This is a genomic window from Kosakonia oryzendophytica, from assembly GCF_027886705.1.
In the GTDB taxonomy this organism is placed as follows: Bacteria; Pseudomonadota; Gammaproteobacteria; order Enterobacterales; family Enterobacteriaceae; genus Kosakonia; species Kosakonia oryzendophytica.
Window position 1 is genome coordinate 1,227,097 of record NZ_CP115659.1, and the last position, 13,983, is coordinate 1,241,079.

Annotated in this window: 16 protein-coding genes, 1 other RNA gene and 1 pseudogene; 10 read left to right on the forward strand and 8 right to left on the reverse strand. The window is 52.1% G+C overall.

Annotated elements, in window-relative coordinates:
• Positions 1 to 2 precede the first annotated feature (2 nt).
• The 3 genes and pseudogenes from O9K67_RS06005 to O9K67_RS06015 form a co-directional block, all read left to right on the forward strand.
• Positions 3 to 321 (forward strand): annotated as a pseudogene (locus tag O9K67_RS06005) (gp53-like domain-containing protein); the annotation flags it as partial.
• 1,066 nt (positions 322 to 1,387) lie between these two features.
• Positions 1,388 to 1,627 (forward strand): hypothetical protein, encoded by a 240-nt coding sequence (locus O9K67_RS06010; RefSeq protein ID WP_061493573.1) that lies wholly within the window; start codon positions 1,388 to 1,390, stop codon positions 1,625 to 1,627.
• Entirely contained in the window at positions 1,627 to 1,944 is a 318-nt protein-coding gene (locus O9K67_RS06015; RefSeq protein WP_061493574.1) for a S24/S26 family peptidase, read from the forward strand. Before O9K67_RS06010 ends, O9K67_RS06015 begins: the two co-directional genes overlap by 1 nt.
• Before the next feature lie 175 nt (positions 1,945 to 2,119).
• Here the strand turns inward: O9K67_RS06015 and ssrA are convergent.
• Positions 2,120 to 2,483, reverse strand: a transfer-messenger RNA (tmRNA) gene (gene ssrA, locus O9K67_RS06020).
• 167 nt (positions 2,484 to 2,650) lie between these two features.
• Complete coding sequence (smpB, locus tag O9K67_RS06025; protein WP_061493575.1) at positions 2,651 to 3,133, reverse strand: SsrA-binding protein SmpB; 483 nt, start codon at positions 3,131 to 3,133, stop codon at positions 2,651 to 2,653.
• A gap of 159 nt (positions 3,134 to 3,292) precedes the next feature.
• On the opposite strand from smpB, the gene O9K67_RS06030 reads away from it, so the two are divergent.
• Complete coding sequence (locus O9K67_RS06030; RefSeq protein ID WP_061493576.1) at positions 3,293 to 3,730, forward strand: type II toxin-antitoxin system RatA family toxin; 438 nt, start codon at positions 3,293 to 3,295, stop codon at positions 3,728 to 3,730.
• Positions 3,720 to 4,016: an RnfH family protein gene (locus O9K67_RS06035; RefSeq protein ID WP_061493577.1), complete on the forward strand. Its 297-nt coding sequence runs from the start codon at positions 3,720 to 3,722 to the stop codon at positions 4,014 to 4,016. Before O9K67_RS06030 ends, O9K67_RS06035 begins: the two co-directional genes overlap by 11 nt.
• A 6-nt stretch (positions 4,017 to 4,022) precedes the next feature.
• Here the strand turns inward: O9K67_RS06035 and O9K67_RS06040 are convergent, their stop codons facing one another.
• The 4 genes from O9K67_RS06040 to nadK all read right to left on the reverse strand — a co-directional run bounded on the left by O9K67_RS06040 (position 4,023) and on the right by nadK (position 7,718).
• Positions 4,023 to 4,541 carry a ClbS/DfsB family four-helix bundle protein gene (locus tag O9K67_RS06040; protein WP_061493578.1) on the reverse strand — a complete coding sequence of 173 codons (519 nt, stop codon included), beginning with the start codon at positions 4,539 to 4,541 and terminating at the stop codon, positions 4,023 to 4,025.
• Positions 4,542 to 4,597: 56 nt separating this feature from the next.
• The gene (gene bamE / locus O9K67_RS06045) at positions 4,598 to 4,942 is read right to left on the reverse strand and encodes an outer membrane protein assembly factor BamE (protein ID WP_061493579.1); all 345 of its coding nucleotides are present in this window, start codon (positions 4,940 to 4,942) and stop codon (positions 4,598 to 4,600) included.
• Between the two features lie 148 nt (positions 4,943 to 5,090).
• Positions 5,091 to 6,752 carry a DNA repair protein RecN gene (recN, locus tag O9K67_RS06050; RefSeq protein WP_061493580.1) on the reverse strand — a complete coding sequence of 554 codons (1,662 nt, stop codon included), beginning with the start codon at positions 6,750 to 6,752 and terminating at the stop codon, positions 5,091 to 5,093.
• Positions 6,753 to 6,839: 87 nt separating this feature from the next.
• Positions 6,840 to 7,718 (reverse strand): NAD(+) kinase, encoded by an 879-nt coding sequence (gene nadK, locus O9K67_RS06055; RefSeq protein WP_061493581.1) that lies wholly within the window; start codon positions 7,716 to 7,718, stop codon positions 6,840 to 6,842.
• A 121-nt stretch (positions 7,719 to 7,839) separates the two neighbouring features.
• On the opposite strand from nadK, the gene grpE reads away from it, so the two are divergent.
• Entirely contained in the window at positions 7,840 to 8,436 is a 597-nt protein-coding gene (gene grpE, locus O9K67_RS06060) for a nucleotide exchange factor GrpE (RefSeq protein ID WP_148654693.1), read from the forward strand.
• A gap of 51 nt (positions 8,437 to 8,487) precedes the next feature.
• Here the strand turns inward: grpE and O9K67_RS06065 are convergent, their stop codons facing one another.
• Positions 8,488 to 9,774 (reverse strand): HlyC/CorC family transporter, encoded by a 1,287-nt coding sequence (locus tag O9K67_RS06065; protein ID WP_061493583.1) that lies wholly within the window; start codon positions 9,772 to 9,774, stop codon positions 8,488 to 8,490.
• 16 nt (positions 9,775 to 9,790) lie between these two features.
• On the reverse strand, positions 9,791 to 10,579 hold the full coding sequence (locus tag O9K67_RS06070; protein ID WP_061499811.1) for a cytochrome C assembly family protein: 789 nt from the start codon (positions 10,577 to 10,579) through the stop codon (positions 9,791 to 9,793).
• Between the two features lie 168 nt (positions 10,580 to 10,747).
• On the opposite strand from O9K67_RS06070, the gene ffh reads away from it, so the two are divergent.
• The 4 genes from ffh (at position 10,748) to trmD (ending at position 13,979) form a co-directional block, all read left to right on the forward strand.
• Entirely contained in the window at positions 10,748 to 12,109 is a 1,362-nt protein-coding gene (ffh, locus tag O9K67_RS06075; protein ID WP_061493584.1) for a signal recognition particle protein, read from the forward strand.
• Positions 12,110 to 12,359: 250 nt separating this feature from the next.
• Positions 12,360 to 12,608, forward strand: coding sequence for a 30S ribosomal protein S16 (gene rpsP, locus O9K67_RS06080; RefSeq protein WP_061493585.1), 249 nt, complete (start codon positions 12,360 to 12,362; stop codon positions 12,606 to 12,608).
• An 18-nt stretch (positions 12,609 to 12,626) separates the two neighbouring features.
• Positions 12,627 to 13,175 (forward strand): ribosome maturation factor RimM, encoded by a 549-nt coding sequence (gene rimM, locus O9K67_RS06085; protein WP_061493586.1) that lies wholly within the window; start codon positions 12,627 to 12,629, stop codon positions 13,173 to 13,175.
• A gap of 30 nt (positions 13,176 to 13,205) precedes the next feature.
• Positions 13,206 to 13,979, forward strand: coding sequence for a tRNA (guanosine(37)-N1)-methyltransferase TrmD (trmD, locus tag O9K67_RS06090; protein WP_061493587.1), 774 nt, complete (start codon positions 13,206 to 13,208; stop codon positions 13,977 to 13,979).
• Positions 13,980 to 13,983 lie beyond the last annotated feature (4 nt).

Consider the following 13,983-nt stretch of genomic DNA (forward strand, 5'->3'; position numbering starts at 1 on the left):
CCATGCATCGTATTGATACGTCTACCGCGCAGGTGGATAAATTTGGCGCGGGCAAAAACGGCTTCACTGCGGGGAACCCGCAAACCGGAACGCCAGCAACCGATCTCGATGAAGCCTTTTTCGACATGCTCCAGGAGGAACTGGCTGGCGTTGTTGAAGCTTCCGGGGCTGTCCTTGATAAAACCAAACACAACCAACTACTGACAGCCCTTAAAGCCCTGCTGCTCAGCCGCGCGAATCCATTTGGTGACATTAAAGCCGATGGCGCTGCGGCTGTGGCGCTGGCTCTTTCAAACCTTGGATTAAAAGAGGCCGCCACCGGTGTGGGCGTGGTTGGCTCATCCCGCAATGCGCGAATGAACATTGCTGCCGCATCCACGACAGCAACGTTTACTGCTGATGAGTTGATTGTTTCAACGGCGTTAGGCGGTAAGGTTTACCGCCTGTCAAATGTTAACAAGACAATTAATCTTGCTATCACTGGTGTTGGCGGAATGGACTCAGGTGCAGCACCATCTAATGGGTTCGTCGCGGTGTATACGATTTATAACCCAACGACGGACACTGACGGGTTGCTGGGTGTTAACGCCACAGCAGCCGCGGTGCCGGAAATTTGTGCCAGTGCAAACATACCAGCCGGGTATATCGCGTCAGCGCTTGTCGCAGTATTGCCTGTTTCATCTTTGCAATTTTCCGCCGCTTCTGTCGCAGGTCGCAATGTTTCAATTGTGGGCGTAAGCGTACTGTCAGGCAACGGAGCACCGGGATCGCTTGTCGCACTTTCTATGTCTGGTGTTCCATATAATGCGGTATCACTGGATATGGTCATTACTGCAGGGCTAATCACAGCGGACACGACTGGCTCTATAGAAATCGCTCCTGCAAGTAATCTGGTTGGTGCCCGCAGAGTCAGCGTTGGTGGTTCTTCAACAGGTGGGACAATCAGTAATACGTCCTTCTCTCAAATGCCTGTATTCAATAACTCAAAAACTATGTACTGGCACACGCTTTCCGCCAGTATTGCTTACACCGTTGTCGTAGAGGGGTATTCATTCTAATGGCACTTAGCGAGTGGTACGGATTCATCGGAGAAGACGGGAAGATCGTTTATATAGTCCAGGGTCCACAGCCTGAGCCAGGTTATGTGCAACTGGATTTATCAAGCGACCTCTATCATGAGTTTTATTATCGTATGCCGGAGTTTATTCGCTGGTCTCTGCCAGATCCGGAGGGCCCTGAATCACAGGGGTAAAAATTCACATCCATAACTCAATCTTACAAAAAGAAAATATCGATTTAGTACGTTTCTGACGTTCGTTCCGGTATTGATCTGCACTGACAAAACAACTACTGTTTGCATATACAGTATTTTTTGAAGGTGTAGATCATGCCGCGTAAACCAGACATTAACGCCGCCTTTGTGGCCGCAGTCCAACTCAACCCTAAAGGGTTTCAGTGTCTGCGTACGGATGACTTTATCCGCGAACTCAGCCAGCGTAACTGGCACTTCAGCCAGAAGGATGCGAACGGCTGGATAGAGCGCTATCAACCAGACTTTGCCGACAGGACTACAGATTTCAGTGAAAACCGTTACTGGATACTGCGCAACATGGGGAGGGTTCGCTAATGGGATTTCCGTCTCCTGCGGCAGACTATGCCGACCGGACTATTACGCCTGAAATTCTGTGTCGGGTGAATGCAAACTGTCAGGTGATAGAGACGAGCACCGGCTATGCGGTTATTGATCGGTCACTACAACCAGGCGATGGTGATATGGTGCTGGCACTGTATGACGGTCGTAGCCAGTTCGCAAAATGGATGAGTGCTGCGCTGATCACCGATGACGGTGAAGCGATTGAGGGTGATGAACTGGACGAAGTGACGGTTTTCGGCGTGCTGACGTACACAATTAACCGGGTGAAAGATGATGACTGGGTGGTTTAACTCGTCATGGGATTTAAGCCATAAAAAAGCCCGCGCGTGCGGGCTTTTCTGTAACGTGGGAGCCGCGGCTCCTTTACGTATCCTTTTTTGTCCCTTTGGTGTCCGGTCACCGTCCGGGGTAAGTGGCTAACTTACTGTTTTTTAAGACTCTGTCCTGCCACTGTCCATGTATATTTGGTGGAGCTGGCGGGAGTTGAACCCGCGTCCGAAATTCCTACATCCTCGGTACTACATGCTTAGTCCAGTCTTTACATTCGCTTGCCAGCTGCGGACGGACACGCCACTAACAAACTAGCCTGATTAGTTTTAACGCTTCAACCCTAGGCAGGGCATCCGCGCGATCTCTTTTGGGTTTGACCTCTCTTGATCCCCGTCCTAAGAGCGGAGGCTAGGGAGAGAGGGCTTCAAAGCAGGTTATTAAGCTGCTAAAGCGTAGTTTTCGTCGTTTGCGACTATTTTTTGCGGCTTTTTACGAGGCCAACCGCCCCTCGGCATGCACCTTGGGTTTCGCAAATCCCGTCGAATCCAGAATCAGCCCCAAAAGTGTGAAATGAGTATAACACTTTTATGATGCAGCACACCAGTCCATATCGTGGCTGCATTTCATTGGGTGATGTTTACATGGCGTGTGAAGAGGAATAACCAGAACGAGGGTGCGTGGGAAATGATGCCCTCTCCCGGCGTGAGAGGGCGGAACAGGGCGCTATCAGCGTCCTGCGTTTTTCATGATACGTGCTTTATCGAGCTGCCATTCACGCTCCTTCAGATCGGAGCGTTTATCATGCTGTTTCTTACCTTTCGCTACGCCGATTTTCACTTTGCACCAGGCATTTTTCCAGTACAGCGACAGCGCTACCACGGTGTAACCTTCGCGGTTGATGCGTCCGTAGAGTGAATCGAGCTCGCGTTGGTTAAGCAACAGTTTGCGTGTGCGAGTCGGATCGCAAACATAGTGGCTGGACGCCACGGTCAGCGGTGTAAAGTTGGCGCCAAACAGAAAGGCTTCGCCGTCTTTCAGAATAACGTAGCTATCGCCAATGTTTGCTTTACCGGCGCGCAAGGATTTTACTTCCCAGCCCTGCAATGCCAGCCCGGCTTCAAATTCCTCTTCGATGAAGTATTCATGGCGGGCGCGCTTGTTGAGCGCGATGGTTGCTGAACCTGGTTTATATGCTTTTTTCTTCGTCATAATGTCGTGAAGCCATCCGGTAATCTGATATCTGAAACTGACCTCATTGCGTCCTGTGAGGTTTAACGCGTTATCTTAGCATGAGTTCCGGCGTAGCGTTTTCCTTTCATCCTGGGGAGATGTTATTATTTGTCGATTGTGTGAACGTGGAAGAACCGAATGCCTCAGATTAGCCGGACTGCGCTGGTTCCTTATAGCGCAGAACAAATGTATCAGTTAGTGAATGATGTAAAGTCCTACCCGCAGTTTCTGCCAGGCTGTACAGGCAGCCGGGTGCTGGAGTCCGGGCCGTCGGTGATGACCGCTGCCGTGGATGTTTCCAAAGCCGGGATCAGCAAGACTTTTACCACACGCAATACGCTGGAAACTAACCAGAGCATTTTGATGCACCTGGTGGATGGCCCGTTCAAGTCGTTGATCGGTGGCTGGAAATTTACACCGCTCAGTACCGACGCCTGTCGTATTGAGTTCCAGCTCGATTTCGAGTTTACCAACAAGCTGATCGAACTGGCATTTGGCCGCATCTTTAAAGAGCTGGCGGCAAATATGGTGCAGGCCTTTACCCTTCGGGCGAAAGAGGTTTACCGTGTCGGGTAAGATTGCCGTTGAAGTTGCCTATGCTTTACCAGAAAAGCAGTATCTGCAACGGGTGACGTTGGACGATGGCGCAACCGTTGAACAAGCGATTGTGGCTTCGGGTTTGCTGGATCTTCGTGACGATATCGATCTGAACGTTAATAAAGTCGGTATTTACAGCAGACCGGCTAAATTACAGGATGTGGTTCGCGATGGTGATCGCGTGGAGATCTACCGCCCGCTGATTGCTGACCCAAAAGAATTGCGTCGCCAGCGTGCGGAAAAATCCGCCAGTGCGAAAAAGTAATTTTGTTTATTTCGCCGCTGTGCTGGTTTTTAACAATGCGTTAAGGCGTGAGGTGGCGTTGTTCCATGGCGAGACAGTATTAAACTGGATCATTCGACCTCGCGTCCATTTTCCGTACCACTGCTGCTGATAGAGCGCTTCGTCGCTGTAGCTTTCAACCAGCATTACCAGAGCGTGATAGCACTGCTCCAGCTTTGCGCGCAGTGTTAACCAGTCGGTGATATCCGCGTAATCGCTGTAGTACTTTTGCGCCAGTTTGCCGAGCTCATTCCATTTGAATCCCGCTGCCGGAAAATCGATTTGCTTTTCTGACGCTTCCTGTTGATGCCAGTAGATCACCTGTTCTCCCCAACCCAGTAAGTAACTAACAAGGTTTGCGGCGCTCATTGTGGTGCCGGATGCATGCCCTTCCAGAAGAGGGGTAAATGCGATATCCACAGGAATGCGATCGAGTTTTTTCTGCAAAGTGAGCCAGGATTTCTCCATTGAAGCCAGCAGTTCATCTTTGCTTTGCGGTACAGCCATTGTTTCCTCCCTGAAAACAAAAAAGGTGCCCTTTGGCACCTTTTTGTGGTTATGGCTTACTGTTGTTTGGTCAGCGCGGGTTTGTTATCCAGGTTGGTTAATACACCATTGCTGTTAAACGTCAGTGTCAGTGTCTGCTGGGTTACATCTTCATGTCCCGGTTGTTGGCGGAACACGTAGAACCAGGTGTTGCTACCAAACGGGTCTGTCATCATCGGCGTACCCAATGCATAAGCAACCTGCTGTTGCGTCATACCCACGTGGATTTTTGCAACGTCGTTAGGTGTCAGGTAGTTCCCCTGATTGATATCAGGGCGGTAAACCACGCGTTCTACAGTAGAGCAACCAGCGGTCAACATCAGGAGAACCGCTGCGGCAGCAGTCAGCATTTTACAGCGCATAGTGATTTGATTCCTTTTCGGGCCCGAACAATACGTGGCTCATATGTAATATGCCGATGATAATAGACCTTTAGCCAGTTTAAAACCTTTGTGGCGGAGTCTGTTGTCGTTTTTGTCGGGAACTCTGACCCTGAGAATTCAAAAAAGTTTACGCTGCCAGCAGCTCTTTTGCATTCGCCAGCGCATTCCTTGTCACTTCGCTGCCGCCCAGCAGGCGGGCCAGCTCCTGTAAACGGGCACGTTTATCCAGCAGCTGCATATGCGTTTCGGTCATTGCGCCGTCGGTCTCTTTACTGACATAGAAGTGATGATGCCCGCAGCCTGCTACCTGTGGCAGGTGAGTCACACACATTACCTGGGTTGATTCCCCTAACTGACGCAACAGTTTGCCGACCACAGCGGCGGTCGGCCCGCTAATACCCACATCCACTTCATCGAAAATGAGTGCCGGGGTTTCCATTTTCCGTGCGGTAATCACCTGGATTGCCAGTGCAATGCGCGACAGTTCACCGCCAGAGGCGACTTTGGCGATAGATTGCAACGGTTGCCCAGGGTTAGTGGTGACACGAAACTCAATGCGATCGGCACCTTCAGCAGTCAGTGAACGATCATCAAAGGTGACATCAATATCAAACACACCGTGAGGCATAGAAAGCGCGTGCATGCTATCAGTGATCAACTGACTCAACTCCTGCGCATATTTCACGCGTTGGTCGTGCAGAAGCCGGGCGCTCTCCAGTGCCAGTTGATGATGCTGGCTGACGGCCAGCGTCAATGTTTCTTGTGAATCCGCCTGATCGTCCAGCAACTGCTGTTCATTAAGCAGTGATTGGTGGAGCTGCGGCAGCTCTTCCGGGCTGATATGGTGTTTGCGAGCAAGTGTGATCTGCCGGGCGATGCGCTGTTCCAGTTCGTAGAGGCGATTCGGATCGAGATCCAGGCGGTCGCAGTAGTGGCGTAGCTCATCGCTGGCTTCGCTAATCTGGATGGCGGCTTCTTCCAGCATATCCAGCACGCCGGAAAGGCGCGTGTCCATGCCCGCCAGCTCCGTCAGTAACTGGCGAGCGGCATAGAGTTGACTTTGCAGGTTAACGTCTTCGCCATCCGCCAGTACATTCAGTGCGTGCTGGCTGGTAGAGAGCAGTTGTCCACTGTTCGCCAGCCGTTTGTATTCTTCGTCGATTTGCTCAAACTCGCCCGGTTGCGGGTTAAATTCATTCAGTTCTTTTAGTTGATAGTGCAACAGCTCTGCACGGGCTGCACGCTCCTGGCTCTGCTGCTGGTGCTGCGCCAGTTCACGGCAGCTCTGATGCCAGGCGCGATAGTTCTCCGACATTTGCAAAGTGAGCGCATACTCACCCGCGTAACCATCGAGCAGCGTTTTCTGGTGTTCGGGTTTGATCAGCAACTGATGCGCGTGCTGCCCGTGGATTTGGATGAGGAGCTGGCCCAGTTCGCGTAACTGAGAAAGGGGGACCGCCGTACCGTTGATAAAACCGCGGGAACGCCCGTCACTGCTGATGACGCGGCGAAGTAAACACTCACGCCCGTCTTCGAGTTGGTTCTCTTCCAGCCAGCGTTGAGCCGCCGGGGTGTCTTTCAACGCAAAGCGGGCGCACAGATCAGCGCGGGGCGCACCTGCGCGCACCATGTCAGCGTCGGCGCGGCCACCCAGGCACAGGCCGAGTGCGTCAATGGCAATGGATTTACCCGCCCCGGTTTCGCCGGTAATAGCCGTCATCCCGCTGTGAAAATCGATCTCAAGCTCACGAACGATAGCAAAATTACTGATGGTCAGTTGTGCCAACATGGTTGCTTTCCTGTATGAAAAACCATAACTGTGTTTTCGTACAGTATAAACTGGTTTTATATACAGTAAAGTGTTGTGTGATGATTTTCAGAACAATTTTTTCGACCAACCGAGTTTTGAGCTTAGCGTATTGAAATAGCTGTAATCTTTAGGGTGAATTAAGTTTAAATGATAGTCGCAGCGGCGGATTAACACATCTTCGCCTTCCTGAATGGGTAGGGCGATTTGGCTGTCGCAACTGACTTCCAGGTCGCTGCGCCGATGCGAGAAACGCAGGCGAATGGTGCTGCTGCTGTTGATAACCAGCGGGCGTGCCGACAGCGTATGCGGGAACATCGGTACCAGTGTGATGGCGTCCAGCGACGGCGTCAGAATCGGCCCACCTGCAGAAAGCGAATAGGCGGTGGAGCCAGTTGGCGTCGAGATAATCAGTCCGTCGGAACGCTGAGAAAACGCAAAAACTTCGTCAATATAGACTTCGAATTCGATCATATGGGCCACTTTGCCCGGGTGCAGCACCACTTCATTAATGGCGGTGCTGATGCGTTTTTGGCACTCCTGCTGGCAGACCTGCACTTCCAGCAAAAAGCGTTTTTCAGCGATATAATGCCCTTCCAGCACATCGGCAAGCTGCTGTTGGGCGTTATCCGGGTCGAGGTCGGTGAGAAAACCGAGATTGCCGCGGTTAATGCCGATAACATTGATATCATAACGGGCCAGGGTGCGCGCCGCGCCAAGCATATTACCGTCGCCACCGACCACCACCGCCAGATCGCCATACTGACCAATTTCCGCCAGCGTGCCGGTTCGCACATTTTTGAGCTGCAGTTCCTGGGCAATCTGCTGTTCAACAATGACATCGTAGCCTTTTGCGCTGAGCCAGCGATAAAGCATTTCATGTGTGGTCAGTGCGGTAGGGTGCCGTGGGTGCCCGACAATACCAATACACTTGAAATGGTGAGTCATGTTCTGCGGTCCTTGTGGCGAATGAATGATGACAATCTGTCACGTTCCCTTGAATCCCGGAAACTGATCCCCATAATAAGCCAGGTTAGCGAGATGAATGCAAAAAAACGCGGAGAAATTCATGAGTAGTAAAGAACAGAAAACGCCTGACGGGCAAGCCCCGGAAGAAATTATCATGGAACAGCACGATGATGTTGAGGCCGTTGTTGAGTCTGACGATTCTGCTGAGCAGGTGGATCCGCGCGATGAGAAAATTGCGAATCTTGAAACGCAATTAGCTGAAGCGCAAAACCGTGAGCGCGAAGCCGTTTTACGCATCAAAGCGGAAATGGAAAACCTGCGCCGCCGTACCGAACAGGACGTTGAGAAAGCGCATAAGTTCGCGCTGGAAAAATTCATCAACGAACTGCTGCCGGTCGTCGACAGCCTGGATCGCGCGTTGGAAGTGGCGGACAAAAACAACGCTGATATGGCACCGATGGTTGAAGGTATCGAATTGACGCTGAAGTCCATGCTGGATGTGGTGAAAAAATTCGGTGTGGAAGTGATTGCTGATACCAACGTTCCGCTGGATCCGAACGTGCATCAGGCCATTGCGATGGTCGAGTCTGATGAGATTGACGCCGGTAAAGTGCTGGGCGTGATGCAAAAAGGGTATACCCTGAACGGCCGCACCATCCGTGCTGCGATGGTCACCGTAGCAAAAGCGAAGGCGTAAGCTTCCCTGAGCAGAAACCCTCTCTTTCGGAGAGGGTTTTTTTCATCCGCCTTATTCGGTTACGCTTTCTCGCAGGGCTTTTACCGGGATCACTTTCACCTGTTTGATCATATTGTCCTGTACGTCGAGAATATCGATGTCGTACTGCTCAATACGCACGCGCGTACCGATGGCGGGGATCTCTTCCAGCGCTTCCAGCAGCATGCCATTTATGGTGCGGGCTTCTTCTTCTGGTAGCCGCCAGTTAAAGGCTTTGTTCAGTTCGCGCACGCTGGCACCGCCTTCGATAATCACCGAACCGTCATTCTGCGGCGTGGCTTCGTCTGCGAGCGCCGGTGACATAGAGGTGGTGAAGTCCCCAACAATTTCTTCGAGAATATCTTCTACCGTGATTAGCCCCTGAATATCACCATATTCGTCGACCACCAGGCCGACTTTCTTTTTATTGCGCTGGAATTTCACCAGTTGCACGCTGAGCGGTGTGCCTTCCGGTACGTAGTAGATTTCGTCGGCAGCGCGGAGCATCACCTCTTTGGTGAACTCTTTTTTCTCGGTCATCAGGCGATAGGCTTCGCGCACGCGCAGCATACTGATTGCATCGTCCAGCGAGTCGCGATACAGCACAATACGACCGTGTGGCGAGTGCGTGAGCTGGCGAACAATGGATTTCCAGTCATCGTTAATATCGATGCCGACGATATCGTTGCGTGGCACCATAATGTCGTTAACGCTGACCTTTTCCAGATCGAGCACCGACAGCAGCATATCCTGATTGCGACGGGAGATTTGCGAACGCGATTCGTTGACGATGGTGCGCAGTTCGTCTTTGCTGAGCGCGCCGCTGACCACCACATCGGCTTTGATCCCCACCATGCGCATTAAGATGCGGGTAACGCCGTTGAGCAGCCAGACCAGCGGCAGCATGATCACCTGTAACGGCGCCAGCAGAAAACTGCTGGGGAAGGCGACCTTTTCCGGGTAGAGGGCGGCAATGGTTTTGGGCAGCACCTCGGCAAACACCAGCACCACGAAAGTCAGTACCCCGGTGGCGATAGCAACGCCGGCGTTGCCGTACAAACGCATGCCGACAATGGTGCCAATAGCCGAAGCGAGAATATTGACGAGGTTGTTGCCGATCAGCACCAGGCTTATCAGGCGATCCGGTTTGCGGAGCAGCTTTTCTACGCGACGGGCGGCCCGGTTACCCTGCTTTGCCAGATGGCGCAGGCGATAGCGGTTGAGCGTCATCATCCCGGTTTCAGAACCGGAAAAATACGCCGAAACCACGACCATAATGACCAGCGTGATGATCAATGTCGTGGTGGAGATGTGTTCCAGGGGGAACTCCTTTGTTTTAGCTCAGAAACTCTTGCAGGACGCGGCTGCCGAAATAGGCCAGCGTTAAGATCCCCGCGCCCGCGACATTGAACCAGACGACCCGACGACCGCGCCAGCCTTCATGGTAGTGGCCCCACAGCAAAACGATATAGACAAACCAGGCGATGATAGAGAGCACCGCTTTGTCGATATTGTCCATGCTGAACAGGTTTTTCATAAAGAATAGCCCGGTACACAATGTCAGAGTCAGCAATACCACACCGACCTGAGTGATGTGGAACATCTTGCGCTCGATCACCATCAGCGGTGGCATTTCACTGCTAAACGCCAGCCGTTTGTTCTTAAGCTGATAATCAATCCACGCCAATTGTAGGGCATACATTGCCGCAATAATTAAGGTGGCATAGGCGAAAAGGGATAACCCAATATGTACCATCATGCCAGGCGTCGCTTCCAGATGGGTGATGTATTCGTTAGGGACGAAAATAGCGAAAGCGAGGTTGATCAATGCAAAGGTGTAAACGATGGGCAACAGTAACCAGCCGCGATTTTTAGACGCCACAATGGTCATGACGGTGCAGATCATCAGACTGACCAGCGAGCCTACGTTTAATAAGCTGAGGTTTTGCCCACCGTCATCGGGGAAAATGCGTTCTTTCAGCCCAAAACCGTGGAAAATCAGGGCAATCACTGCTGAAAGAATGGCCATTCTGCGCCAGCCGCTGTTTTTTTGCAGCAGGCCAGGAACGATCAGCGCAATGCTGATGGAATAGGCAACAAGAGCGATCAGAGCGAAAACGGGCATATGGGTGTCGGCAGTTGACTGAAGAAGAAAGAAAAACAGTATAGCGTCACGGGACGTTGGCTCCAACAGTTGCATCACATACAGGAGCGGGACGTTCATGTTATACTGCGGAAAATTTTTGTAATGCGTCGCCCTGGCGGCCAATCGTATCACCTCAGGCGAGAGACCATGTTTGATAATTTAACCGATCGTTTGTCGCGCACGCTGCGCAATATCAGTGGCCGTGGGCGCCTCACTGAAGACAACATCAAAGATACCCTGCGCGAAGTGCGTATGGCGCTGCTGGAAGCGGACGTTGCGCTGCCGGTCGTGCGTGACTTTATCAACCGCGTGAAAGAGAAGGCGGTGGGGCATGAAGTCAATAAGAGTCTGACCCCAGGGCAGGAGTTCGTCAAAATCGTGCGCAATGAGCTGGTTGCGGCGATGGGCGAAGAAAATCAGAGCCTGAACCTTGCCGCGCAACCGCCAGCCGTCGTGCTGATGGCGGGTTTGCAAGGGGCCGGTAAAACCACCAGCGTGGGTAAACTCGGTAAGTTCCTGCGCGAAAAGCACAAGAAAAAGGTGATGGTGGTTTCTGCGGACGTTTATCGTCCGGCGGCAATCAAACAGTTGGAAACGCTGGCTCAGCAGGTGGGGGTGGAGTTCTTCCCCTCTGACGTTGCGCAAAAACCAGTGGATATCGTTAACGCGGCGCTGAAAGAAGCGAAGCTGAAGTTCTTTGACGTACTGCTGGTGGATACCGCCGGTCGTTTACACGTTGATGAAGCGATGATGGATGAGATCAAACAGGTCCACGCGGCGATTAAGCCGGTGGAAACGCTGTTTGTGGTCGATGCCATGACCGGTCAGGATGCGGCAAATACGGCGAAAGCCTTTAATGAAGCGCTGCCGCTGACTGGGGTTGTGCTGACCAAAGTCGATGGTGATGCCCGCGGTGGTGCGGCGTTGTCGATTCGTCATATCACCGGCAAACCGATTAAGTTCCTTGGTGTTGGCGAGAAGACCGAGGCGCTGGAGCCGTTCCATCCGGATCGCATTGCTTCCCGTATTCTCGGTATGGGCGATGTGCTGTCGCTGATCGAAGATATTGAGAGCAAAGTTGACCGCGCACAGGCGGAGAAACTGGCAAATAAACTGAAGAAAGGCGACGGTTTTGATTTGACCGATTTCCTTGAGCAGTTGCGCCAGATGAAAAACATGGGCGGTATGGCGAGCCTGATGGGCAAGCTGCCTGGCATGGGGCAAATTCCGGACAACGTTAAAGCGCAAATGGACGATAAAGTGCTGGTGCGCATGGAAGCCATTATTAATTCCATGACGCTAAAAGAGCGCGCTAATCCGGACATTATCAAAGGTTCTCGTAAACGCCGCATCGCCGCAGGCTGTGGTATGCAGGTGCAGGATGTAAACCGTCTGCTCAAACAATTCGACGATATGCAGCGCATGATGAAGAAGATGAAGAAGGGCGGGATGGCGAAGATGATGCGTGGAATGAAGGGGATGATGCCGCCAGGCTTCCCGGGTAGATAATATCGGGCTATCTTCTTTGCCATTTTGCTGCCGGGGTGTGCTCAACATGCTCACGTACTGCGTGTACGCTCCGGTGACTGCGCACACGCCGATGTCAAATTGGCTGCAACGCCGACGGCCTCAGACCTCACAGTTTCATAACTGTCGATTGCTTTTTAGCAAAAAATGAGTAAAATTTTCGGGCTTTTAATATGACACCGGGCTCCGTTCCTCGATGGGGCCTGGTGTTTTATTCACACAAGAGGATGTTATGGTAACTATTCGTTTAGCACGTCACGGCGCTAAAAAGCGTCCGTTCTACCAGGTTGTTGTCACCGACAGCCGTAATGCACGCAACGGTCGCTTCATTGAGCGCGTTGGTTTCTTCAACCCGATCGCTTCCGAGAAAGAAGAAGGCACCCGCCTGGATCTGGATCGTATTCAGCACTGGGTTGGCCAGGGCGCTACCGTTTCCGATCGCGTTTCCGCGCTGATCAAAGAAGTACAGAAAGCAGCTTAATCTGTCACGGTGGTCATGATGAGCAAGCAACAAACCGCACAGACGCCTGTTGAGCCAATTATCGTTGGCAAACTGGGTTCTTCTTACGGAATTCGTGGTTGGCTCAGAGTGTTTTCCTCCACCGAAGACGCCGAAAGCATTTTTGACTATCAGCCCTGGTTTATTCAGAAGGCGGGTCAGTGGCAGAGCATTGAGCTGGAAAGCTGGCGCTACCACAATCAGGATATCGTCATCAAACTGAAAGGTGTTGATGACAGAGATGCGGCGAATCTGCTGACTAATTGCGAAATTGTCGTTGATTCCACGCAGTTGCCGGAACTGGAAGAGGGTGACTATTACTGGAAAGACCTTATGGGTTGCCAGGTAGTGACTACGGAAGGTTACAGCCTCGGTAAAGTCGTCGATATGATGGAAACCGGGTCTAATGACGTTCTCGTCATCAAAGCAAACCTGAAAGATGCATTTGGTATCAAGGAGCGGTTGGTCCCGTTCCTCGATGGGCAGGTTATCAAGAAAGTCGATCTCACTACTCAAACCATTGAAGTAGATTGGGATCCTGGTTTTTAAACCTCCGGATATACGGTAAAAGACGGCGCTATGTGGATTGGCATAATTAGCCTGTTTCCTGAAATGTTCCGCGCGATTACCGACTACGGGGTAACTGGCCGGGCAGTAAAAAATGGCCTGCTGAGCATCCAGAGCTGGAGTCCGCGTGACTTCGCTCACGACCGGCACCGTACCGTGGACGATCGTCCTTACGGCGGCGGACCGGGGATGCTAATGATGGTGAACCCTTTGCGGGACGCTATTCATGCAGCAAAAACCGCGGCGGGTGAAGGCGCCAAAGTGATTTATCTGTCGCCTCAGGGACGCAAGCTTGATCAAGCGGGCGTGAGTGAACTGGCTACCAATCAGAAACTGATTCTGGTGTGCGGTCGCTACGAAGGGATAGATGAGCGCGTAATTCAAACCGAGATCGACGAAGAATGGTCTATCGGCGATTACGTTCTCAGCGGTGGTGAGTTACCAGCGATGACGCTGATTGACTCAGTTTCCCGGTTTATTCCGGGCGTACTGGGACATGAGGCTTCAGCAACGGAAGATTCCTTTGCTGACGGGTTGCTGGACTGCCCACACTATACCCGGCCTGAAGTGTTAGAAGGGATGGAAGTACCGGCGGTGTTACTGTCGGGGAACCATGCTGAGATACGTCGCTGGCGTTTGAAACAGTCGCTGGGCCGCACCTGGCTTAGAAGACCTGAACTTCTGGAAAACCTGGCTCTGACTGAAGAGCAAGCAAGGTTGCTGGCGGAGTTCCAAAGCGAACACGCAAAACAGCAACTGCAACAGAAACATGATGGGACGGCGTAAGCCC